At 46.8% G+C, this 23,883-nt stretch carries 24 protein-coding genes; 23 read left to right on the top strand and 1 reads right to left on the bottom strand.

Annotated features, from left to right (window positions below; all coding sequences use genetic code 11):
• Positions 1 to 9: 9 nt before the first annotated feature.
• From fliD to flhB, 21 genes are all read left to right on the top strand, one after another.
• Positions 10 to 2,040 carry a flagellar filament capping protein FliD gene (gene fliD / locus ACXAFJ_RS09480; protein ID WP_475323027.1) on the top strand — a complete coding sequence of 677 codons (2,031 nt, stop codon included), beginning with the start codon at positions 10 to 12 and terminating at the stop codon, positions 2,038 to 2,040.
• Entirely contained in the window at positions 2,033 to 2,350 is a 318-nt protein-coding gene (gene fliT, locus ACXAFJ_RS09475; RefSeq protein WP_475323025.1) for a flagellar protein FliT, read from the top strand. The genes fliD and fliT overlap by 8 nt, the downstream gene beginning before the upstream one ends.
• An 11-nt stretch (positions 2,351 to 2,361) precedes the next feature.
• Positions 2,362 to 2,772, top strand: coding sequence for a flagellar export chaperone FliS (gene fliS, locus ACXAFJ_RS09470; protein WP_475323023.1), 411 nt, complete (start codon positions 2,362 to 2,364; stop codon positions 2,770 to 2,772).
• Positions 2,773 to 3,149: 377 nt separating this feature from the next.
• Positions 3,150 to 4,616, top strand: coding sequence for a sigma-54 dependent transcriptional regulator (locus tag ACXAFJ_RS09465; protein ID WP_475323021.1), 1,467 nt, complete (start codon positions 3,150 to 3,152; stop codon positions 4,614 to 4,616).
• Between the two features lie 183 nt (positions 4,617 to 4,799).
• On the top strand, positions 4,800 to 5,855 hold the full coding sequence (locus ACXAFJ_RS09460) for a sensor histidine kinase (protein ID WP_475323019.1): 1,056 nt from the start codon (positions 4,800 to 4,802) through the stop codon (positions 5,853 to 5,855).
• Between the two features lie 2 nt (positions 5,856 to 5,857).
• Complete coding sequence (locus ACXAFJ_RS09455; RefSeq protein ID WP_475323018.1) at positions 5,858 to 7,333, top strand: sigma-54-dependent transcriptional regulator; 1,476 nt, start codon at positions 5,858 to 5,860, stop codon at positions 7,331 to 7,333.
• Between the two features lie 95 nt (positions 7,334 to 7,428).
• Positions 7,429 to 7,740 (top strand): flagellar hook-basal body complex protein FliE, encoded by a 312-nt coding sequence (fliE, locus tag ACXAFJ_RS09450; protein ID WP_475323017.1) that lies wholly within the window; start codon positions 7,429 to 7,431, stop codon positions 7,738 to 7,740.
• 74 nt (positions 7,741 to 7,814) lie between these two features.
• Entirely contained in the window at positions 7,815 to 9,500 is a 1,686-nt protein-coding gene (fliF, locus tag ACXAFJ_RS09445) for a flagellar basal-body MS-ring/collar protein FliF (protein ID WP_475324103.1), read from the top strand.
• Positions 9,500 to 10,561, top strand: coding sequence for a flagellar motor switch protein FliG (fliG, locus tag ACXAFJ_RS09440; protein WP_475323016.1), 1,062 nt, complete (start codon positions 9,500 to 9,502; stop codon positions 10,559 to 10,561). Before fliF ends, fliG begins: the two co-directional genes overlap by 1 nt.
• A gap of 56 nt (positions 10,562 to 10,617) precedes the next feature.
• Positions 10,618 to 11,403 carry a flagellar assembly protein FliH gene (gene fliH / locus ACXAFJ_RS09435; protein WP_475323014.1) on the top strand — a complete coding sequence of 262 codons (786 nt, stop codon included), beginning with the start codon at positions 10,618 to 10,620 and terminating at the stop codon, positions 11,401 to 11,403.
• On the top strand, positions 11,403 to 12,728 hold the full coding sequence (fliI, locus tag ACXAFJ_RS09430; protein ID WP_475323013.1) for a flagellar protein export ATPase FliI: 1,326 nt from the start codon (positions 11,403 to 11,405) through the stop codon (positions 12,726 to 12,728). The genes fliH and fliI overlap by 1 nt, the downstream gene beginning before the upstream one ends.
• Positions 12,729 to 12,733: 5 nt before the next feature.
• On the top strand, positions 12,734 to 13,180 hold the full coding sequence (gene fliJ / locus ACXAFJ_RS09425; protein WP_475323012.1) for a flagellar export protein FliJ: 447 nt from the start codon (positions 12,734 to 12,736) through the stop codon (positions 13,178 to 13,180).
• Between the two features lie 79 nt (positions 13,181 to 13,259).
• Positions 13,260 to 15,419: a flagellar hook-length control protein FliK gene (locus ACXAFJ_RS09420; protein ID WP_475323010.1), complete on the top strand. Its 2,160-nt coding sequence runs from the start codon at positions 13,260 to 13,262 to the stop codon at positions 15,417 to 15,419.
• A 33-nt stretch (positions 15,420 to 15,452) separates the two neighbouring features.
• On the top strand, positions 15,453 to 15,953 hold the full coding sequence (gene fliL, locus ACXAFJ_RS09415; protein ID WP_475323009.1) for a flagellar basal body-associated protein FliL: 501 nt from the start codon (positions 15,453 to 15,455) through the stop codon (positions 15,951 to 15,953).
• A gap of 8 nt (positions 15,954 to 15,961) precedes the next feature.
• Positions 15,962 to 17,011: a flagellar motor switch protein FliM gene (fliM, locus tag ACXAFJ_RS09410; RefSeq protein WP_475323008.1), complete on the top strand. Its 1,050-nt coding sequence runs from the start codon at positions 15,962 to 15,964 to the stop codon at positions 17,009 to 17,011.
• A 78-nt stretch (positions 17,012 to 17,089) separates the two neighbouring features.
• Positions 17,090 to 17,500: a flagellar motor switch protein FliN gene (fliN, locus tag ACXAFJ_RS09405; protein WP_475323006.1), complete on the top strand. Its 411-nt coding sequence runs from the start codon at positions 17,090 to 17,092 to the stop codon at positions 17,498 to 17,500.
• A 3-nt stretch (positions 17,501 to 17,503) separates the two neighbouring features.
• Positions 17,504 to 17,890, top strand: a complete 387-nt coding sequence (fliO, locus tag ACXAFJ_RS09400) for a flagellar biosynthetic protein FliO (protein ID WP_475323005.1) — start codon at positions 17,504 to 17,506, stop codon at positions 17,888 to 17,890.
• Positions 17,880 to 18,755: a flagellar type III secretion system pore protein FliP gene (gene fliP / locus ACXAFJ_RS09395; protein WP_475323004.1), complete on the top strand. Its 876-nt coding sequence runs from the start codon at positions 17,880 to 17,882 to the stop codon at positions 18,753 to 18,755. Before fliO ends, fliP begins: the two co-directional genes overlap by 11 nt.
• A 14-nt stretch (positions 18,756 to 18,769) precedes the next feature.
• Positions 18,770 to 19,039, top strand: coding sequence for a flagellar biosynthesis protein FliQ (fliQ, locus tag ACXAFJ_RS09390; RefSeq protein ID WP_475323002.1), 270 nt, complete (start codon positions 18,770 to 18,772; stop codon positions 19,037 to 19,039).
• A gap of 8 nt (positions 19,040 to 19,047) precedes the next feature.
• Complete coding sequence (gene fliR / locus ACXAFJ_RS09385; RefSeq protein ID WP_475323001.1) at positions 19,048 to 19,830, top strand: flagellar biosynthetic protein FliR; 783 nt, start codon at positions 19,048 to 19,050, stop codon at positions 19,828 to 19,830.
• 57 nt (positions 19,831 to 19,887) lie between these two features.
• Positions 19,888 to 21,018, top strand: a complete 1,131-nt coding sequence (gene flhB, locus ACXAFJ_RS09380; RefSeq protein ID WP_475323000.1) for a flagellar biosynthesis protein FlhB — start codon at positions 19,888 to 19,890, stop codon at positions 21,016 to 21,018.
• A 2-nt stretch (positions 21,019 to 21,020) separates the two neighbouring features.
• Here the strand turns inward: flhB and smrB are convergent, their stop codons facing one another.
• A complete protein-coding gene (gene smrB, locus ACXAFJ_RS09375) occupies positions 21,021 to 21,551 on the bottom strand; it encodes an endonuclease SmrB (RefSeq protein ID WP_475322998.1) in 531 nt (176 codons plus the stop codon).
• Positions 21,552 to 21,614: 63 nt separating this feature from the next.
• Here smrB and prmB point away from each other — a divergent pair, with 63 nt between their 5' ends.
• Together prmB and aroC are read left to right on the top strand one after the other, a co-directional pair.
• On the top strand, positions 21,615 to 22,547 hold the full coding sequence (gene prmB / locus ACXAFJ_RS09370; protein WP_475322996.1) for a 50S ribosomal protein L3 N(5)-glutamine methyltransferase: 933 nt from the start codon (positions 21,615 to 21,617) through the stop codon (positions 22,545 to 22,547).
• A gap of 193 nt (positions 22,548 to 22,740) precedes the next feature.
• Entirely contained in the window at positions 22,741 to 23,826 is a 1,086-nt protein-coding gene (gene aroC, locus ACXAFJ_RS09365; protein WP_475322995.1) for a chorismate synthase, read from the top strand.
• Positions 23,827 to 23,883: the final 57 nt, after the last annotated feature.

Genomic DNA, 23,883 nt, shown 5'->3' with positions numbered 1-23,883 from the left:
GGTGATTTAATGAGTTTTGGCCCGATAGGGATGAACACTGGCATGGATATCAATGCCATGGTCAGCAAAATTGTTGATGCGGAGCGTGCCCCAAAGCAGCAACGTATTGACAATGAGCAGATCAAAATTGATACCAGTATCAGTGCCTATGGCCGACTCAGAGAGTCGTTGGATACCATGAAAGATCTCATGACGAGTTTTAGGCAGGAAAAAGCGTTCGCCGCTCGAACTGTCCAAACTACCGATGAGAATGTGGTGGCCGCGACCGCAACAACGGAAGCTATCGCTGGTCGATATGCAATCGATGTGTTGCAGCTTGCACAAAGTCATAAAATAGCGTCCGACGTATTTACGAAGGACGCTAAGTTCGACCAAGGTAAGTTGCAGATCGCATTAGGCGATCAAGAATTTAACCTAGAGGTGAAAGACAATTCACGTCTAGTAGATATTGTTCGTGGTATAAACGAACACAAAGACAATCCGGGTGTTCGAGCGTCTATCATCAATGATGCTCGTGGTCCAAGAATGATTGTCGCCTCTACTTTGTCTGGTGAAGAAAACCAAGTTTCGATACTCGCCGATGCTCAGCCGAGCAATAATCTCAAAAAATTGGAATACAAAACGCTAGAACAACGTGTTCGCGACCTCGAAGCGGCGCGCGCGGCTGCTCAAGATCTGATCGCACCTCTGAATCCTGAAGAGCAGAAGGTCGCCGACAAGATTGCCGAGCGTAATATCCAAGCGGCAAAACAAGTCGATGCTGAGATGGCGGCTGGCGCGGTAAAGGCTGCGCAAACGGCTGACCCTAGCGTTGATCTCGCAAAAGCGGGCACAGAATTAACCAATACCGCTGCGAACGCTGCAGCGCAAGCAGCGGTAGAAGCGGCCAGTGCTCTTAAACCAGAAGACAGAATCCCCGGCTGGACAGAAACTGCCTCTGGTACCTTACTAGATTCTTATTGGGAACCAGAGCCAGAGCTCGATGCAAAAGCCAAAGAAAAAGCCCCTGATATTCCGGGTTGGAGTCCAACCGCTTCAGGTACGCTAACAGACAGCTATGTTACTCCAAAAGAGGCGCAACAGGCACTAGAAGCTAAGCGTGCTGAACAGCAAGCTGTAATTGACAACAAACTGGCCGAGCAGAAAGCCGCGATTAACGAAGCGCTGCAGCGCGGTGAAATTTCTCCAGAGCAAGCTCAGCAACAAGAGCGAGCATTGCTTCCTAAAGCGGAACAAGAGTATTTAAATCGTGTGGATGATGCTTATGAGAAGCTGAGCAAAGCGCAAGAAGCGTTTGATACTTATCGCGGCATGATTCAGGTGCAAGAAGGCCAAGATGCCAAAGTGTTACTTGATGGTGTTGCTCAGTTGGCGAGTGAAAATAACATTATCCAAGACGCCATCGAAGGTGTCGATTTAACTCTTCAAGGAAAAAACGAAGAGAACAAGCCTCCAGCAGAAATTGCAATTGAATACGACCGTCCTGGTGTTCGAGAAGACATTGAAACCTTTGTGATGGCGTACAACCAGTTTTACCAAGTTTCACAAGAATTAGGAACGGTAGACCCGCGTACTGGTGTTGCCGGGCCGCTAGCTGGTGATAGCGTCATACGCAGTGCTGACTCTCGATTAAAGTCGGTGTTTTCAACCGCGATTGATCCCGCGCCTGAAGAGCTCAAAACCTTGACTGAGTTTGGTATCACGACCACACGTCAAGGTACGCTGGAAATCAACTACAGCATGCTGGACAAACAGTTAAACAACAACTTCAATAAGCTAGCTGACTTTTTTGGTGGCAACGACGGCTTTGCCAAAAAGGTGGAAGATGCTATCCACAGCCTCACCGGAGTCACGGGTTCGATCCGTACTCGCGAAAATAGTTTGGTCGAGCAAAGGTACCGTCTTGGCGATGAACAGGCGAATTTGGACCGCCGTATCGACAGCATAGAAAAACGTACTCATGCCAAGTTTACGGCAATGCAGGATGCAACCAGTAAAATGCAAACCCAGTTAGCGAGCATGATGAATGCACTTGGCTAATTCATTTGATGAACAACTCCATTTTTTAAGTGATGTAGATCACGAAATTGAGGTGATACTCAATTCTGATGAGACAGATGATAAAGAATTAGCGCGTTTGGTCGATACAAGGGAACAAATATTGCAAAGCTTGCTCGGTCTGATTTCGACTGACAAAGAACTGGCAAAACACGCCGAATGGCAACAGGCCGTTCAACGTACTCAAGCTATATGTGCAATAATGAGTGAACTGACATCTGGTCTTTCCCAATCAGTGAGAAAGCTGCAATACGGCAAAAAGTCAGTTCAACAATACAAGAAATTTTTATAAAGAGGTTAGTTATGCGCGGATCGTTACAGGCTTATAAAAAAGTCTCCGTTGACAGCCAGCTAAGTGCGGCCTCCCCGCATAAAATCGTTCAGATGCTAATGGCTGGTGCCATTGAACGTTTGATTCAAGGCAAAGCGGCCATGGAGCAAGGAAATGTCGCTGTGAAAGGTGAAAGATTGGGCAAAGCGCTCGATATCATCATCAGCCTACGCAGTTGCTTGTCGATGGAAGAAGGTGGAGAGATTGCTCAGAACCTAGACCAATTGTATGAGTTTATGATCACTCAAATCACGACAGCTAATCATGAAAATACCGCACAGCCTATTGATGATGTTATTGATATTATTAGAGAAATAAAATCAGCGTGGGACCAGATTCCCAACGAGTACCACAACTTAACCGCAAATGAAGTGGGCCTATAACAGGCTGGGCCCAACTTCAAGGTCTCCTATCTTACACTCGCAAGGTTTGGGTAAAAGCTCACATCCGTCAACGTGCCAGTTGCCTTCGGCTTATAATTAAATAGAATACTAGCCAATAACGTGGTTGATTCCCTTAGATTTTTGGTCAATGAGTTGTAAACCAAATTGGTTTTGGCAGGGAATAGACCTTGTCTGTAACACATTAAATGCGGCCTTCGGGAATGCTAATCGTTAAAAAATTGACATAGTCAATTGTCTAACGTCCTTCTGCTGCTTATAGTTAGTGAGGATGTAATATCACTGAGTGACTTGATTTTTCAGTGATATCAGAAGGCAAATTGGGCCATTGGTTTTTTAAAAGGCATTTATTCTCACCTATGCAAGGCTTATCTAAACTGCTTGTTATTGAAGACGATACTCAAGCACGTATCAATTTGAGCAACATTTTCGAATTTGTTGGAGAACAATGCGAATGCATAGGCTCCGATGAGATTGAAGCCATTAATTGGAAAACCAATTGGTCGGGTTGTATTTTGGGCTCGTTCAACGATAACCAAATCCCTAGCCAACTCGTTTCTCAGCTCAGTCTAGCCAGTCACATACCCGTGTTGGTCGCTGGTAAGCATCCTTATTCTCTTGATACCTGCACAAATTATGTAGGTGAATTGGAGTATCCGCTTAATTACCCGCAACTCAGTGATGCCTTGCGTCATTGCAAAGAGTTTCTCGGCCATAAAAGCCTAAATGTTATCTCCGCTGCTCGCAAAAATACTCTGTTTCGCAGCTTGGTAGGGCAAAGTCGCAGCGTAAAAGAAGTCAGGCATCTAATAGAGCAAGTGGCGGGCACTGAAGCCAATGTCTTGATTTTGGGTGAATCCGGTACGGGTAAAGAAGTCGTGGCGAGGAATATTCACTACCATTCTGAACGCAGTAAAGGTCCATTTGTACCGATCAACTGTGGTGCTATTCCTGCTGATCTGCTAGAGAGTGAGTTGTTCGGCCATGAGAAAGGTGCGTTTACCGGAGCGATTACCGCCCGTAAGGGACGCTTTGAATTGGCTCAAGGTGGGACACTTTTCTTGGACGAAATTGGTGATATGCCAATGCCTATGCAAGTTAAGCTATTACGTGTATTGCAAGAACGTACCTTTGAGCGCGTGGGCGGTAACACCACGATTAAAGTCGATGTTCGTGTCGTGGCGGCCACACACCGCAACTTAGAAACCATGATCAGCGATCAGTCGTTCCGAGAAGATCTGTACTATCGTCTAAACGTATTTCCGATTGAAATGCCCGCGCTGCGCGAGCGAAAAGATGACATTCCTTTGTTGATTCAAGAGTTGATGACTCGTATGGAATCGGAAGGTGCGCAGCCAATTTGCTTTACTCCAAGAGCAATAAACTCACTGGCGGAACACGATTGGCCAGGCAACGTCCGTGAGTTGGCTAATCTGGTCGAGCGTATGATCATCTTGTATCCAAACGCTTTGGTGGATGTAAACCACTTGCCCACCAAGTACCGTTATAGTGACATTCCGGAATTTCATCCAGAAAATCATTCGGTTATGGATGTGGAAGAACAAGAAAGAGAAGTGCTACAAGACCTTTTCTCCGAGGACTTCAACGTCAATGATCTTGATATGATGCATCAGGAAAATGTTGCTCCTCAATCGCTTCCACCAGAGGGGGTAAACTTAAAAGAGCTGCTAGCTGAGTTGGAAGTGAATATGATCAATCAAGCATTGGATGCGCAAGAAGGGGTCGTAGCAAGAGCAGCAGATATGTTGGGTATGCGACGTACTACCTTGGTTGAGAAAATGCGTAAGTACAATCTCAATCGCTAAGATTGAGATTGTGAGTATATCGGAGCCAAATGTAGGCTCCGTTTTTGATCTTATCTTCAAAAATTGGCTGATTTTATTCCCGTCAAATTTACGTCTTTATCTTAAGTTGTTGTTAAATAAAGTAAATTAACTGGTTCACTTTTTGCATCTGTCAAATCATCGTTTTATTGGCAGAATTTCGACATGCAGGCAGCGACTTCTATTGCAAATACGCCGATTGGCACTCTTGAAGAGCAAGTAGCTCAATACCAACAGGTTATTGAAGTGATGCCAGCGGGAGTGATTTTGTTAGACACCCAAGGTGTGATTCGCGAAGCCAATCCGGAAGCGATAAAGCTACTGGAAATAGAGTTAGTGGGACAACGCTGGTTCAACGTCATTCAGCAAGTATTTGCACCGAGAGAAGATGATGGCCACGAAATTTCCCTTATCAATGGTCGCAAAGTACGGCTGGCGATATCGGCCTCCGCAACTGGTCAGCTGATATTAGTCACTGACCTAACTGAAACTCGCCTTTTGCAGTCGCGTGTTAGTGATTTGCAGCGTCTGTCTTCATTGGGACGAATGGTAGCGTCACTGGCGCATCAAGTACGCACGCCTTTGTCTTCCGCCATGCTGTATGCCTCAAATCTAGCTGCACCCAATCTACCGCCTTCAACCAAAGATAGATTTCAGTCTAAGTTGATGGACCGGCTGCATGATTTGGAAAAACAAGTCAATGACATGCTGTTGTTTGCCAAAGGTGGAGACAACAAAGTGATCAAACCGTTTACGCTTGAGGGGTTGATTACCGAGTTGACACCCATGGTGGAAACAGCAGTGAAACACAACCAGGTTGACCTTGCAGTCGAAGTCGAAAACCCTGAAACCGAACTGCTAGGTAACTCAAACGCGATAGCGTCAGCACTGAGCAACCTGATCATGAATGCAATTCAGATTTGCGGCAAAGAAGCGCAAATCGATGTGTTTGCCCGGACCGTGAATGGCGAAGTAAAAATATCCGTTCAAGACAACGGTCCGGGAATTCCCAAAGATATTCAAAACAAAATAATGGAGCCGTTTTTTACCACACGTTCTCAAGGAACCGGTCTAGGTTTGGCTGTGGTACAGATGGTTGGCCGTGCACACGATGGTCGATTAGAGCTCTTTTCTGAAGAAGGCGATGGTGCCTGCTTCACTTTATGCTTGCCGTTGGAGCGACAGTTGCCCAACGAAACAGAATCAATAGCTGGAGAATAAACATGGCACAAAGCAAAGTCTTAATCGTAGAGGATGATGAAGGCCTACGTGAAGCGTTAGTAGACACGCTCGCTTTGGCCGGATACGAATGGATAGAAGCTGATAGTGCAGAAGATGCGCTAGTAAAGCTGAAAACCCAACCTGTCGATATTGTGGTTTCGGACGTGCAAATGGCCGGAATGGGTGGCTTAGCATTGTTAAGAAGCATCAAGCAGCATTGGCCGAACTTGCCGGTTCTTTTAATGACCGCCTACGCCAATATTGAAGACGCTGTTTCCGCTATGAAGGACGGCGCTATCGATTACATGGCCAAACCCTTTGCGCCAGAAGTATTACTGAACATGGTCAGCCGCTATGCACCGGTTAAATCGGATGACAATGGTGACGCCGTCGTCGCTGATGCAAAGAGCTTACAGCTGCTAGCTTTGGCAGACAAAGTCGCCAAAACCGATGCAAACGTAATGGTGTTAGGGCCTAGTGGCTCGGGTAAAGAAGTCATGTCGCGCTACATTCACAACGCGTCCAATCGCAAAGATGGCCCTTTTGTTGCGATTAACTGCGCCGCAATTCCAGATAACATGCTGGAAGCGACATTATTTGGTTATGAAAAAGGTGCGTTTACTGGCGCTGTGCAAGCTTGTCCGGGTAAATTTGAGCAAGCACAAGGTGGCACTATTTTACTTGATGAGATCAGTGAAATGGACCTGAACCTACAAGCCAAACTGCTGCGAGTATTGCAAGAGCGTGAAGTCGAGCGCTTGGGCAGCCGCAAGAGCATTCAATTGGACGTAAGAGTACTGGCGACCAGTAACCGCGATCTTAAACAATACGTACAAGAAGGTAATTTCCGTGAGGATTTATATTACCGACTCAATGTATTCCCAATTGTTTGGCCAGCACTAAAAGACCGCCAAGGCGATATCGCGCCCTTGGCCACACACTTGGCTGAACGTCATTGCAAGAAGCTGGGACTACCCGTGCCGAAAATTGAGGGGAGTGCGCTGGCTAAGCTGGTTGCGTATCCTTGGCCAGGTAATGTGCGAGAGCTCGACAATGTTGTGCAACGCGCGTTAATTCTGAGTGACAATGGCACCATTCAATCCGATCACATCCTGCTAGAAGGTGTTGATTGGCAAGACGCTGGTGGCTTGCAATCAGCGGTACAAAATCATTCGTCGAATGATGGAATGACAACACCTACTACTAGTGATTGGGAAAGTCCAAGCCAAGCTGTCACAGAGCCTTTAGAACCAACAATTGAACCTGTCGCGCGCGCTACTGCCAGTCCACTCAATGGACTATCCGGTGCGGGCTTGGGTAATGAGCTAAGAGATCAAGAGTTCTCTATCATTTTGGAGACCTTGCAACAGTGCCAAGGTCGCCGCAAAGAAATGGCGGAAAAACTCGGTATCAGTCCGCGCACACTGCGTTACAAACTCGCTAAGATGCGCGACGCAGGCATTGAAATTCCAGGGTAACTGACCGCAAAATCAGCATTTTTTGCTGGCACGTAAATTGCTCTATTACAAGTAGAGTCAAGGATTTGTCAAAGTGTTGACGAGAGAGGTTACCCATGAAAATTGACGGTTTTCAAAGTGAAATGCGCGCCATGATGTTTGATGCGCAAAATACACGTCCTACGGCGACTGGCCAGCAAGTCGGCGCGGACTTCGGCAATATGCTGAACAAAGCCATCAATAACGTCAACGCCTTGTCCAAATCTTCCAGTGATCTGCAAACGCGCTTTGACCGCGGTGATGAAAACGTCTCACTATCCGATGTAATGATTGCTCGAAACAAATCGAGTGTGGCTTTCGAAGCGACAATTCAGGTTCGAAATAAGCTGGTAGAAGCTTATAAAGAACTGATGAATATGCCGGTATAAGTTAGGTAAATCCCGTGGCTGAACAATCTCAATCGACTGATCTTGCAGTTGCCGGTGGCGACTCTCCAGATACCATGATGAGCTCAACGGAATTGAGCTCAGATGTTCAAAATCCTGATGAAGGTGAAAAAAGCTCCAGTAAATTTGATATGGCGGTGGGTGATTTAGACCTGCTGCGTCAAGTGGTTTTGGTGCTTTCCATTTCTATCTGTGTTGCGCTAATCGTGATGCTTTTCTTTTGGGTCAAAGAACCTGACATGAGACCGCTTGGGGCTTATGAGACTGAAGAGCTGATTCCCGTATTGGATTATCTTGACCAGCAAAAACAAGATTACAAACTCGATGGCAACACCATACTGGTTCCGGTAAGCGAATTTGATAGCTTAAAGCTCGATATGGTGCGTGCCGGATTAAACAACGAACGCCAGCCCGGAGATGAAATCCTCCTACAAGATATGGGGTTTGGCGTTTCTCAGCGTTTAGAGCAAGAGCGTTTAAAACTCAGTCGTGAACGTCAGCTTTCTAAAGCCATCGAGCAGATGAAACAAGTTCGAAAGGCGCGAGTATTGCTGGCGCTTCCCAAACAAAGTGTATTTGTACGACACAATCAAGAAGCCTCTGCTTCGGTATTTTTGACCTTGAGAACAGGCACATCACTCAAACAAGAAGAAGTGGACTCGGTTGTCGATATGGTGGCAAGTGCGGTTCCGGGAATGAAGCCAACACGAATTACCGTGACCGACCAACATGGCCGATTGTTGAGCTCAGGTTCGCAAGATCCTGCATCGGCAGCGCGCCGCAAAGAACATGAATTAGAGCGCAAGCAAGAACAAGCGCTACGCGAAAAAATTGACTCTGTATTGATTCCTGTTTTGGGCTTGGGCAATTATACCGCGCAAGTGGATATCGAACTGGATTTCAGCGCTGTAGAGCAAACTCGTAAACAGTTTGACCCTAACACTCCATCCACTCGCAGCGAATACACGCTGGAAGACTACAACAACAGTAACGTGGTTGCGGGCGTGCCGGGCGCATTGAGCAATCAGCCTCCTGCAGATGCGTCGATTCCGCAAGATGTAGCGCAGATGAAAGATGGTTCTTTGTTGGGGCAAGGTTCAGTCCACAAAGAAGCGACTCGTAACTTTGAGCTTGATACCACCATCTCACACGAACGTCGTCAGACCGGAGTCGTCGCGCGTCAAACTGTTGCTGTGGCAGTCAAAAATAAAGCGATGACCAATGCTGAAACCGGTGAAACCACTTATCAGGCGTTAACTGATTCTGAGCTGAACGCCATCCGCCAACTTTTAGTCGGTGCGGTTGGCTTTAGTGAAGGACGTGGTGACTTACTGAATGTATTGTCGATGCAATTTGCCGAACCTGAAATGGAAGTGGCGGTAGATGCTCCAATTTGGGAGCACCCGAACTTCAACGACTGGGTACGCTGGTTTGCGAGTGCGTTGGTTATCATCATCGTGGTTATTGTATTGGTTCGTCCTGCGCTTAAGAAACTGCTCAACCCTGCTTCGGATGACGATGACGGCCTATACGGACCGGATGGATTGCCAATTGGTGCCGACGGCGAAACCAGCCTAATTGGCTCAGACATTGATGGTGGCGAACTGTTTGAATTTGGGTCTACCATAGATCTACCAAACCTTCACAAAGATGAAGACGTACTAAAAGCGGTGAGAGCCTTGGTTGCGAATGAACCTGAGTTGGCCGCTCAAGTTGTGAAAAATTGGATGGTGGAAGAATAATGGCAAACGACATCGTACCTCAAAATGAAGAAAATGGTGGCGAACTAGCTGAGTCGACTTTTGACATCAACATGATTGCCGGCGAGGAAAAGGCCGCCATTCTTTTGCTCAGTCTGAATGAAGAAGATGCAGCCGGGATTATCCGCCATCTTGAACCCAAACAAGTGCAACGTGTGGGTAGTGCTATGGCACGCGCCACTGACCTTAGCCAAGACAAAGTAGGTGCGGTGCACCGCGCGTTCTTAGAAGACATTCAGAAATATACCAACATCGGTATGGGCAGTGAAGACTTCATGCGTAATGCCTTGGTTGCGGCATTGGGTGAAGACAAAGCGAACAACTTGGTTGACCAAATCTTGTTGGGTACCGGCTCGAAAGGTTTGGATTCATTGAAATGGATGGACCCAAGACAAGTGGCCAGCATCATCATCAATGAACACCCTCAGATTCAGACCATTGTTTTGTCCTATTTGGAGCCGGACCAGTCAGCGGAAATTTTGTCGCAGTTTGCCGAACGCGACCGTCTCGATTTAATGATGCGTATTGCCAATTTGGAAGAAGTTCAACCATCGGCATTGGCAGAGCTGAACGAAATCATGGAGAAGCAGTTCGCAGGTCAAGCGGGCGCGCAAGCAGCCAAAATTGGCGGCCTGAAGGCAGCGGCAGAGATCATGAACTACATGGACAACAACATCGAAGGCATCTTGATGGAGCAGATGCGCGATCAAGACGAAGATATGGCGACGCAAATCCAAGACCTTATGTTTGTGTTTGAGAACTTGGCCGAAGTCGACGATCAAGGTATTCAGAAGCTGCTTAGAGATGTTCCACAAGATGTTCTACAGCGTGCGCTTAAAGGTGCAGATGACGCCCTACAAGAGAAAATCTTCAAGAACATGTCGAAACGTGCTGCTGATATGATGCGCGATGATCTTGAAGCCATGCCACCTATCAAGGTATCCGATGTGGAAGCGGCTCAGAAAGAAATCTTGGCGATTGCTCGACGTATGGCAGACAACGGCGAAATCATGTTGTCTGGTGGCGCGGACGAGTTCTTGTAAACCGTCGTTAAGTGAATCAATTTTCCGGTAAATAGCAGTAACAAGGGGGAGGTTCTGTGGACAGAAAACGCGGTTTTCTAAGACTTGAAGGTGAACAAGCCGAGCAAGCAACCAAATGGGGGTTGCCAAAGTACGCTGGCCAAGAACAAGCTCAAGAAACGGCGATGAACTATGACCCAAGCTGGATGCCGAGTATCGAAGAGCCTGAACCTGAGGAACCCAAGCCGCCAACCGCTGAAGAAATAGAGCAAGTTCGCCAACAAGCCTATCAAGAGGGCATGTTGCAAGGTCAAGAAGCTGGCTTCAAACAAGGTTACGAAAAAGGCAAGCAACAAGGACTTGAAGAAGGCCTGCAAGAAGGCCGAGAAACCGGTAAAGAAGAAGGGCTGACCGCTGGTGAGGAAGTGATTCAAGAGCACGTGAAAACCTTTGTCGAGCTTGCTAATCAATTCGCTCAACCGCTTGAGTTAATGAACGCTCAGGTTGAAAAGCAGTTAGTGGATATGGTGCTTTGTTTGGTGAAAGAAGTCGTTCACGTCGAAGTACAAACCAATCCGCAAATTATTCTCGATACAATTAAGCAATCAGCGGAATCTCTGCCGATTGCGGGCCATCAGATCACCCTCAAACTCAACCCGGAAGATGTCGACATTGTGAAACAAGCGTATGGCGACCAAGAACTCAACTTCAGAAACTGGACGCTGGTATCCGAGCCTGCGTTAGGTCGTGGTGACGTCCAAATTGAAGCGGGAGAGTCCAGCGTGAGCTATCGTATGGAAGATCGTATTCGCAGTGTTATTCAAAGTTTCACTGGTGTAAATCGTCATCAAGGAAGTCTGTAATGCTAGCGCTTGCTGATCGCCTCGAACAGTACAAAACGCAAGGTCATGGCTCAAGGCCAGTGGCTTCGGGAAGGTTGGTTCGCGTTGTGGGCCTAACACTTGAGGCGACCGGGTGTCGCGCACCAATAGGTAGCCTGTGCCGAGTTGAAACCATGCAAGGTGATATGGAAGCTGAGGTGGTTGGTTTCTCGGGAGAAAGTTTATTTCTGATGCCAAGTGAGCAAATCACAGGCGTGCTTCCCGGAGCCAAAGTTACACCGATCGCCGGTGAAGCGGGGCTGTCGGTAGGAATGGAATTGCTGGGTCGTGTTATCGATGGCGTCGGCAATCCTATTGATGGTTTGGGCCCGATTTATACCGAAAATAAAGCGGCATTTACTGGTCAAGCCATTAACCCTTTGAGCCGTAAACCTATCTCCGAGCCCTTGGATGTGGGTATCAAAGCCATCAACGGATTATTGACAGTTGGCAAAGGGCAGCGTATCGGTCTGTTTGCCGGCTCCGGTGTCGGTAAATCGGTCACTTTGGGTATGATGACGCGCGGTACCACTGCTCAAGTGGTAGTCGTTGGTTTAATCGGTGAGCGTGGCCGAGAAGTTAAAGAATTTATTGAAGAAATCCTGGGTGAAGATGGTCGTCAGCGCTCGGTAGTGGTGGCGGCCCCTGCTGATTCATCACCTCTGATGCGACTCAAAGGCTGTCAAACCGCGTTGGCCGTCGCAGAATATTTTCGAGACCAAGGGTTAGATGTTTTGCTTCTAATGGATTCGCTGACGCGATTTGCACAAGCTCAACGTGAAATTGCCCTTTCAGTAGGTGAACCGCCAGCGACTAAAGGTTATCCACCTTCGGTGTTTGCAAAGTTGCCAGCCTTGGTCGAGCGAGCTGGTAACGGTGATCAAAACCAAGGTTCTATAACGGCGTTTTTTACCGTGTTGACCGAAGGCGATGATTTACAAGACCCAATTGCAGATGCGTCGCGAGCAATTCTCGATGGTCATATTGTGCTATCACGTGAAATGGCAGATGCGGGACATTATCCAGCCATCGATGTTGAAAAATCGGTGAGCCGCGTCATGCCTCAAGTGACTTCTGACGAACATGTCATGATGTCGAAAGCGGTGAGACAGGTACTATCAACATGTCGCAAAAATCAAGATTTGGTGTCTATCGGTGCCTATAAACCAGGTAGTGATCCGGCAATCGATGCTGCTTTCACATTGAAACCTAAGTTGGACCAATACCTACAACAGGGCATGAAAGAAAGTGTGCCTTATGCTATGTGCGTCAACATGTTATCTGGCATGCTGCAGGGTGAAGGTTAACGGTTATGGAAAACGCGCTCGAGTTCTTAGTGGAACAGGCTCAAGATAGAGAGCACAAAGCGGTATTGGCTTTGGGTGCGGCGCGCAGTGAACTGGAAAACTATTACCAACAGTTGGCTCAAATCGAAAAGTATCGTCTTGATTATTGTGAACAGCTGGTGGCTCGTGGTCAATCCGGATTAACTGCCAGTCAATACGCTCATCTCAATCGCTTCCTTACTTCGCTTGATGAAACCTTAGCCAAGCAGAAGCAGGCGGAAGGTCACTTTGTCGACCAAGTTAATCAATGTGAGCAAAACTGGCTCGCAGCCCGCAAAGACAAGCGTTCCTATGAATGGTTGATTGAAAAACGTCAAAACGAAAAAGCTCAACTCGAGGCTAAAAAAGATCAAAAGCTAATGGATGAGTTTGCAAGCCTGCAATTTTCAAGAACCAAGATTGGTTTAACGTAACTGGCGCAGTTATTGCAGTTATTACTCAAGCCCTGTGTGGGCAGGTTGTATCGCTCCAACCCTATTTGAGAGTAACCCTATGAATATCAACTTATTATCATCGTCAGATTCAGTTAAAACGAGTCAATCAAACTCGCCGGTAGACGGCAAAGAATCAGAGTCTAATTCTGAAGAAGGTTTTTTCTCTAAACTGACCGCGCTGATTAAAGGTGAATCTAGCTCTGATGCTGGAGAATCTGAAGCCGGGTCATCTGAAGTAAGCGAGACAAAGGCAAACGCGACCCAAGAAGGCACCGACGAAAAAACTGTCGATGGTAAAGTTGTTGAGGACGGTGAAAGTGAATCAGGCGCTGACACTAAGTTAGTTAAAGTAGAGGAAGAGGCTGAATTAGGCAAACTAGCCAGTTCGTCATCCGAAGCTGAGCTGCAATCAAAGCTAACTGAAAACGGAGAAAAGGTTAGCCAAGACTCTGACACTAAGCATGTGGTGAGCACTCAGGAAGACAAGAGTGCCAGTGCAAGCCATAAAGCGAGCGAGCAGCCAAATTCCGAGCTGACGAGAGTTAATCAAGGTGTTAATACTGATTCTGAATCTCAAGCCAAGCCAGCCCAGGCAAAAAATATAGTCGAAGAAAACGAACAGGTTCTAAAACGCCTACAACAATCTAGCGATGCATTGACCGACAAAGGCGGCAAGGTTTTGCCAGAGTCAAATAGCGACACTCTCATTTCGCAACAGACTAATACCTCTAATCTGGCTAAGGAAATTGGAGCCTCCGACGGTTCTTTGAATCAAACATCAGAGAACGCAAAATTATCGGATTTAGGCAATAACTCTGAGGCGTTGCTCAGCGAGTCTTACCAACGATTACCGTCTGAAACGATGAATGATGAGATCCAGCAAAAAGTAAATGCGGCTGAATTACTGGCTGAAACACGTACATTGTCTGAAGAAGAAAAGGCTCTCGAACAGCTACCGGAGTCAGTAAAACGCTTTGTTGAGAATGCTCAACATACAGAGCAAAGTCATTCTTCGCATTCTATCCCTTCAGCTAGTGTTGCTGATGTTCCCGTTGTGTTGTCAGCTGAAGAGTTGGTTCGAGGTGAGGCACTGTTAACTCAGATGCAAATGGGTGAGATCACTGACATCGCTCAACTAGCAGAGCGTGATCAGGCTTTGGTTGCAGCCGTTGTCCGAGACAAGCAGCTTAATCTTACTGTTGCTCAGCAGGCAAATAATTTGACTGGCAGCACATTGGTGGGCGGCTCTGGCGGTGAACCAGTTAACAATCTAGTGTCATCTGGCTCGATACAGCCGACAATGGCACAAACCAATCAGATGTCAAGCAATTTACCGAGCTCGGCGTCACTGAATGGTATTCCCGTCGAAATGACAGAAGCTATGAATGATGCTGAACTTCAAAAGCTGCGCGGTGCAAACTCATCAATGGCTCAATCTGTTCAACAAGCTTTGCAAACGAATAGCACGCCGCTTCAGTCAAACATACAGCTCAATGTAAGCAATTCAGCGAGTCTGGTTCAGTCGCCTATTGATGCGGCCATGCTGAGTACCCAAGCTGCGCAAATCGCACCAGCGGTGAATGTAGCAGTTGATAATCAGTTGGCTTCGAAAGCGTTAATGGCTGGCAAATTTGCTGGAAAAATAGCGAAAAGTGAAATCAACGCCACAAGCTCTCAAGGCCAAGCGTCTGAATCACAGTTTGCTCAGCAATTATCTCAAGTCGCGGGCCAACAAGGGTTAAGTAATATCAATCAGGCAGGCCGAGTTGATAATGCTCAGCCACCCTTGCAACTGTCGCGGGATATGGCCGGTGAGCAACTTGCCGAGCGCGTTCAGATGATGCTGTCAAAAAATCTCAAAAATATTGATATTCGCTTAGATCCACCAGAACTCGGACGTTTGCAGATCAGAATGAACATAGGTGCAGACGGCACCAGCGTGCATTTTGTTGTAGCTAACCAACAAGCTCGAGATGTGGTGGAACAAGCCATGCCAAGATTGAGGGAGATGCTTTCTCAACAAGGCATTCAAATGAACGAAAGTTCGGTACAGCAACAAAATCAAGGTAGACAGAGTGGTCAATATGCCGCCGAACAAGACGGTTCTGGTCAAGGAAACAACAGTTCGCTAGCGACAAACGCAGAAAACCTTGAACCAGACATCAATCTTGATTTGAATGTGCTTTCAAAGCGTGATGGAATCAGTTATTACGCTTAAACTTGAAAAAAAGAACTGTTAACAGAGGCGGTTATGGCCGGAGAAGAACAAGAACAACAGGATGCGCCGAAAGGCAAAAGTAAACTACTGATTATTATCATCGCGGCAGTGGTATTAATTGCGGGCGGTGGTGGTGCGGCGTTTTTCTTGTTGGGTTCAAGTGGTGAAGAAAGCCAAGAAAGTGCAGAGCAGCAAGAAATGGTTGCCGAGACTGAACCCGTTGCTTACGTCAATATTCCTCAGCCATTTATTTTTAATGTAACAGGAGACAAGCGCGATCGATTAGTGCAGATAAAAGTGCAGTTAATGGTTCGCGGTAGCGAAAACGAAAATCTAGCGCGCTACCACTCTCCATTGGTAGAGAGTTCACTACTTGGCACTTTTGCCTCTGCGACTGTTGAGCAGCTCAGAACGGCTAATGGTCGAGTTGAACTAAGAGATAAGGCAACTGCTGACATCAAAGCCAGTATGAACCGCGCGGTGGGACAACCGGTTATTGAACGGGTACTGTTCACCGACTTTGTAATTCAATAAGGGTTATCGTGACCGATTTATTAAGCCAAGACGAAATTGATGCGCTACTCCATGGAGTGGATGATGTCGATGAGGTAGACGAACAGGTTGAAGACAGCCCCGATACGGTCGACTTTGATTTCTCCTCGCAAGACCGCATAGTTCGTGGTCGGATGCCAACGCTCGAATTGATAAACGAGCGTTTTGCCCGTCATATGCGCATTAGTCTGTTCAACATGTTGAGAAAAACGGCAGAAGTGTCGATCAACGGCGTTCAGATGATGAAGTTTGGTGAATATCAAAACACGCTTTATGTACCAACCAGTTTGAATATGGTGCGATTCAGACCGTTAAAAGGAACGGCTTTGATCACTATGGAAGCCAGACTGGTCTTTATCTTGGTAGAGAACTTCTTTGGTGGTGATGGACGTTATCACGCGCGAATAGAGGGGCGAGAGTTTACCCCGACCGAACGCCGTATCGTTCAACTTCTGCTTAAGATAGTGTTCGAGGATTACAAAGAAGCTTGGTCGCCAGTCATGGGGGTTGAGTTTGAATATCTTGACTCAGAAGTTAACCCGAGCATGGCAAACATTGTTAGCCCAACCGAAGTTATCGTCGTCAGCTCTTTCCACATTGAAGTAGATGGTGGTGGCGGTGATTTCCACGTGGTTATGCCGTACTCCATGGTTGAGCCAATTCGTGAGCTCTTGGATGCGGGTGTTCAGTCTGACAAGATGGAAACCGACGTTCGTTGGAGCACAGCACTTAGAGAAGAAATCATGGATGTACCGGTTAACTTCCGGGTTAACTTACTTGAGCATGATATCTCGCTGCGTGATCTAATGGAGCTTCAACCCGGTGACATTATCCCAATCGAAATGCCTGAACACGCATTAATGTACATCGAAGATTTACCGACCTACCGAGTTAAAATGGGTCGGACGAGCGAAAAACTCGCGGTGCAGGTATCGGAAGAAATTAAGCGCCCTGATGTAGTGAAAACCGATATCGCTTTCTTGGGTAAAGATGTTATTTCTGAGCTCGAAGACGAAGAACCGGAAGAAATTGAAGATTAAGCCAATTATCACTTGTGATAAGTCGATAAATACAATAAATCAATACACACAAACTGTTTTGTGTAGAGGTGGTAAAGAATGGAACCAAGTGACGACCAGAAACTAGCTGACGAATGGGCCGCAGCACTCGGCGAGGACCCAGATGCGCCTGAAGTAGACGTTGATGAAGTCATGGCAGCGCAATTGGACGAGTTGGAAGACACCTCGTCACCAATTTCTGAAGATGAAAGACGCAAGCTGGATACGATTTTAGATATTCCTGTGACCATTTCCATGGAAGTTGGGCGTTCTCAAATCAGTATTCGTAACTTGCTGCAATTAAACCAAGGCTCAGTGGTTGAGCTCGAGAGACTGGCGGGTGAATCGCTCGATGTATTGGTCAACGGAACCTTGATCGCACACGGCGAAGTGGTTGTGGTCAATGACAAGTTTGGTATTCGTTTGACCGACGTAATCAGTCAAACCGAACGTATTAAAAAGCTTAGGTAACCTATGTTGCGTTTGGGTATTTTTCTGCTGCTTGTTACCAGTGTTCCGTTACAAGCTGCGACCACAACGCCGAACCTAGATTTAGCGACCACCTTTGGGTCGCTTTTGTTCGTTATCGTCATTATTTTGTGTTTTGCTTGGCTCCTCAAGCGCATGCGAATTCCGACTATGGTTAATCAAAAAGGCTTGTCTGTGGTCAAGCAGATCCCGGTTGGCACACGTGAAAGAATCATGGTGGTGAAAGCCGGTGATGAGCAATTTTTGGTTGGTGTCACCAGTCAATCAATCAATCTGATTTCAAAGCTCGATAAACCTTTACCAGAAGATGCGCCACTCGCGACGCCATTTGCGTCTCAACTTGCTAACTTTATGAAAAAAAATGAAAAATAACGGACTGTTTTTTCGACTCTTTATCCTAACGTCATTGGCGTTGTTCAGCCTGACGTCAGCGTATGCTCAAGAGTTAGCAACCGAACTTCCAGATAATCTGGCGGCGGGCGATTCGGTAACCGCTAGTGCGCTAGTTTCCGAAACTCAAAATGCCCGCACTATCGCGACTGGGACCGTTGTTGGCAGTTCCGGCGGTATCCCAGCACTAACCGTGACCACTAACCCCAATGGTGGTGAAGACTATTCAATCAATTTGCAAGTATTAGCGCTTATGACCATGCTCGGTTTTTTGCCGGCCATGGTTATATTGATGACGTCGTTTACCCGGATTGTGGTGGTGATGTCGATACTGCGTCAGGCGATGGGCTTGCAACAAACGCCGTCCAATCAGGTCATTATCGGTATTGCCCTGTTCTTGACGTTTTTCATCATGTCTCCGGTATTTAGCAAGATAAACGATATTGCTGTTCAGCCCTACATCAATGAGCAAATAAGCGCGCGTCAGGCATTCGACTTGGCGCAAGGCCCCATGAAAGACTTTATGCTCAAACAGACTCGCGTCAAAGATTTGGAAACCTTCGTCAATATTGCCGGAGCGGAAGTGACTAATCCTGAAGATGTGTCGATGGCGGTGTTGATCCCGGCATTTATTACTTCTGAGCTAAAAACAGCTTTCCAAATTGGCTTTATGTTGTTCCTGCCATTTTTGATTATTGACCTGGTTGTGGCCTCGGTATTGATGGCCATGGGTATGATGATGTTGTCGCCCATGATCGTATCGCTGCCATTTAAACTCATGCTATTTGTGCTGGTGGATGGTTGGAACTTAATCCTCGCCACTTTGGCCGGTAGTTTTGCGGTTTAGCGAGAGGTGACACCATGACTCCTGAGTTATTTGTCGAACTGTTCAGAGAAGCCCTTTGGATAGTTTTGATCATGGTGTGTGCAGCGATCATTCCCAGTCTTTTGGTCGGTTTGATTGTCGCAATTTTCCAAGCAGCCACCTCAATTAACGAGCAAACGTTAAGTTTTTTACCCCGTTTGATTATCACGCTGTTGGCACTGATGTTGTTTGGGCACTGGATGACGACCTTGCTGACTGAGTATTTCATCTCCATGGTAGAGCGCTTACCGCAAGTACTGTATTAAGTGGTGTTATGGAATATCCCGCCAGCGTCATTTTAGATTGGATCGCTAACTATTTTTGGCCCTACATTCGTATTGGCGCCATGTTGATGGTTATGTCTGTCACGGGCGCGCGCTTTGTGTCTACGCGTATTCGATTGTACTTAGGTCTCGCCATCACACTGGCAGTAATGCCGGCTATTCCTGCCGTTCCGCAAGAAATTGAACTCTTGTCACTGCAAGGCTTTATGGTGATTCTGGAACAAATTATCATCGGGGTTGCCATGGGTACTGTGACCCAGTTTATGATTCAAACCTTTATCATCTTGGGTCAGATATTGGGTATGCAATCGAGCTTGGGTTTTGCCTCTATGGTGGATCCAGCTAATGGTCAAAACACTCCTTTGCTTGGTCAGCTATTTATGTTCCTCGCGACCATGTTTTTCTTGGCGACTGACGGCCATCTGAAAATGATTCAATTAGTGGTTCTGAGTTTTCATTCACTGCCAATTGGTACTGGGTCATTAAACGCCATCGACTTCCGAGAGCTTGCCTTGTGGTTGGGAATCATGTTTCAGGTCGCGTTAGGTATGTCTTTATCTGGCATTATTGCTTTGCTGACGATCAACCTGTCGTTTGGTGTGATGACACGAGCTGCACCTCAGCTGAATATTTTCTCTTTGGGTTTTGCCTTTGCGCTAATTGTGGGCTTGTTGCTGTGCTGGTATATCATCGCCGGATTGTTCGATCACTATGAGCTATTCTGGTTACAAGGAGAGCAACAGGTATGTCGCTTTATCCGACTCAATTGTTAGTCTCATTGAACACTAAACGAAATGACCTAGCTGTTGGTCGTCGATTAGGAGGAGCGGATGGCTGAATCTGACGGTCAGGAACGCACCGAACAGGCCACCCCTAAACGGTTACAAGAAGCACGTAACAAGGGGCAGGTGGCCAGATCGAAAGAACTCGCATCGGTATCGGTTTTGGTGATCGGCGCGGTTTCTTTGATGATGTTTGGAGAAACCCTAGCTCGAAGTCTTTTCGCCATGATGTCTCGCCTTTTCTCGTTAAGTCGCGAAGAAATCTTTGATCAAGCCAAGTTGGTTGATATTGCCCTTGGAGGTTCTTCCAGCCTAATTTGGCCTTTGATGCTGGTGCTGATTACCTTGTTCGTAGCGGCTTTTATTGGCGCGGCTGGTGTCGGAGGCTTAGGTTTTTCGTGGGAAGCTGCCAGACCTAAGTGGTCGAAAATGAATCCGCTAAGTGGCCTAAAACGCATGGTCGGCATGCAGAGTTGGGTCGAGCTGCTGAAATCAATTTTAAAAGTCGTATTGGTATCGGGAACTGCGTTTTACCTCATTGAAGCGGCCAAAGAAGATCTCTTTCAATTGAGTATGGATGTGTATCCGCAGAACATTTTCCACGCGCTAGATATCTTGCTCAATTTTATTTTGCTTATCAGTTGTACCTTGTTGATAGTGGTCGCCATCGATATTCCGTTTCAGATTTGGCAGCACGCCGAACAATTGAAAATGACCAAGCAAGAAGTCAAAGACGAATACAAAGAAACCGAGGGTAAGCCTGAGGTGAAAGGTCGGATTCGAATGCTGCAAAGAGAAGCCGCCCAACGTCGGATGATGGCTGAAGTCCCTTCTGCAGATGTTATTGTTACTAACCCTGAGCATTTCTCGGTCGCGCTTAGGTACAACCAAACCACAGACAAAGCACCAATCGTGGTTGCCAAAGGTACCGATCACATGGCACTAAAAATACGAGAAGTGGCAAGGGAACACGATATCTATATCGTACCTGCACCACCTTTGGCCCGTAGTTTGTACTTTTCGACTGAACTTGAACAAGAAATCCCCGATGGCCTATTTACCGCGGTTGCTCAGGTACTGGCTTACGTATTTCAGCTTAAGCAATATCGTAAACGCGGAGGGCAACGGCCTAAACTTGATTCGTCGCAATTGCCGATTCCACCGGATTTACGTCAGTAGCGCTATTTCTCTGGAATCGAGAGCAGTACTAGTAATGCGCCGTCACCACCAAACTCCAGTGGCGCTTGGTGAAACGCCATCACATCAGGGTGTTGGGCAAGCCAGAGCGGCGCTTTTTGTTTCAATATGTGTTTGCCAATACCATGTTGCACACAGGCGCAGTTAACGCTGTTTTTGACGCAATAAGCAATCATTGCCCCAAGCTCTCGTTTGGCTTCCTTTTGCGTCATGCCGTGCATATCGAGAAAGACATCAGGCACGTACACACCGCGTCTCAGCCGTTTCACTTCATATTGGGAAACATCATCACGTGAATAGCGAGTAGGGCCTTGTTCATTGAGGAGCGGGACGAACTCGTCGGAAAAATAAAATTCGTTGTCTAACCCGTCTCGCTCCTTGAGTTGACTAAACTGTTTGCTGATGTTTCTTTTTGGTCGCTGGATTATGGTATCCTGTTGCAACTTTTTTACGCCCTGCATCGCATCGCGGAAGAGCGCGAACTCGTCTTCTGAGTCCTTATCATCGTGGCTCATAACTTGATTGTATTTCGTGAACTATAACTTCTGGCGACATTGTAGCGTTTTTCGGAGGCAAATTTGGATAAGATTTTTGTGGATGAAGCGGTTTCTGAGCTTCATACCTTACAGGACATGATTCGCTGGACAGTGAGTCGATTTAACGCAGCTAACTTGTTTTATGGTCACGGAACCGACAATGCTTGGGATGAAGCGCTGCAATTAGTTTTGCCGACCTTATACCTGCCTATCGATGTGCCTTCTCATGTTCTCAACTCGCGATTAACCAGTAGTGAGCGTCTACGTGTTGTAGAACGAGTGGTGAAGCGCATCAATGAGCGAACTCCGACTGCTTATCTTATCAACAAAGCTTGGTTTTGTGGATTGGAATTCTATGTTGATGAACGTGTGTTAGTTCCGCGTTCTCCAATTGGTGAATTAATTCAAAGCCATTTTGCTCCTTGGTTGGTGGAAGAGCCAACGCGCATTATGGATATGTGTACTGGCAGTGGCTGTATTGCTATTGCGTGTGCTCACGCTTTTCCAGATGCGGAAGTGGATGCTATCGATATTTCTGCCGATGCGTTGGAAGTCACTGAGCAAAATGTCCAAGATCACGGACTAGAACAACAAGTATTCCCAATTCGTTCTGACTTGTTTAGGGATTTAACCAAAGACAAATACAACGTTATCGTGACTAATCCACCGTATGTGGACGAAGAAGACATGAGCACATTACCTGATGAATTCACTCACGAGCCGGAACTTGGTTTAGCAGCGGGTAGTGATGGCTTGAAGTTGGTTCGACGCATCCTTGCGAATGCGCCAGACTTTTTGACTGACAACGGTATTTTGATTTGTGAGGTTGGCAACTCCATGGTGCACATGATGGAGCAATACCCAAACATTCCATTTACTTGGATTGAGTTTGAGCACGGCGGTCACGGCGTATTTATGATGACTCGCGATCAGCTTGTTGAATGCGCTGAAGAGTTTGCGCTTTACAAAGACTAAATCTGACTTGTTGGTTTTTTAACTCGTATAAGCCAAGCTCTGAGCTTGGCTTTTTTGTATTTGAAAGACGGATTTCCACGATGAAAATTTCCCTTTTTGGGCTTTACATCGATTGTTAATCAAGCGAGTATGAAAATACTAACAATTGTTGGCTGCAAGTTACGGATAACCACGCAGCAAATTTGAGGAAAACATGGCAGGAAATAGCATAGGACAACACTTTCGAGTCACGACTTTTGGAGAAAGTCATGGTTTGGCGCTTGGATGTATCGTAGATGGTTGCCCACCGGGTTTAACGATAAGCGAAGAAGATTTACAAACGGATTTAGACCGTCGTCGTCCTGGCACGTCTCGTTATACTACGCAGCGTCGTGAACCTGACCAAGTTAAGATTTTATCTGGCGTATTTGAAGGGCAAACCACAGGGACTTCTATTGGCTTGCTTATTGAAAACACCGACCAGCGTTCGAAAGACTACTCAGACATCAAAGACAAATTTCGTCCTGGGCACGCAGACTATACCTACCATCAAAAGTATGGAGTGCGCGATTATCGTGGAGGCGGTCGTTCATCCGCACGTGAGACAGCAATGCGCGTTGCAGCAGGTGCGATAGCTAAGAAATACCTCAAACAAGAATTTGGCATCGAAGTTCGTGCTTACTTGTCGCAAATGGGCGACGTATCTATTGATAAAGTGGACTGGAACGAAATTGAAAACAATCCGTTTTTCTGTCCTGATGTCGACAAACTAGAAGCTTTTGATGAACTGATTCGCGGGCTCAAAAAAGAAGGTGATTCGATTGGTGCAAAAATCCAAGTTGTGGCGACAAAAGTCCCAGTAGGATTGGGAGAGCCAGTCTTTGATCGCTTAGACGCTGACATTGCCCATGCTTTGATGAGCATTAACGCAGTTAAAGGTGTGGAAATCGGCGATGGCTTTGACGTGGTTTCTCAGCGCGGCAGTGAACACCGAGATAGCCTAACGCCCGATGGATTTACTAGTAACCATTCAGGTGGGGTATTGGGGGGTATTTCAACGGGGCAAGATATTGTTGCTAATATTGCTCTCAAGCCGACGTCCAGTATTACCGTCCCTGGTGAAACCATTGACAGACAAGGTGAAAAAACCGAGCTGATTACTAAAGGCCGTCATGATCCTTGTGTTGGTATCCGCGCGGTTCCGATCGCTGAAGCAATGTTGGCAATCGTGGTGATGGATCATCTACTGCGCCATCGCGGTCAAAACCACGGTGTGGTGACTGAAACACCAAAGATTTAGTCACTGATATGCCTCATCACTTGGTGGGGCATTTACCTCTTGCTGATTTTTCGAGAC

The sequence above is a fragment of the Vibrio sp. ABH4_348 genome, assembly GCF_056159765.1.
This window is presented reverse-complemented; position numbering and strand designations above follow the sequence as displayed.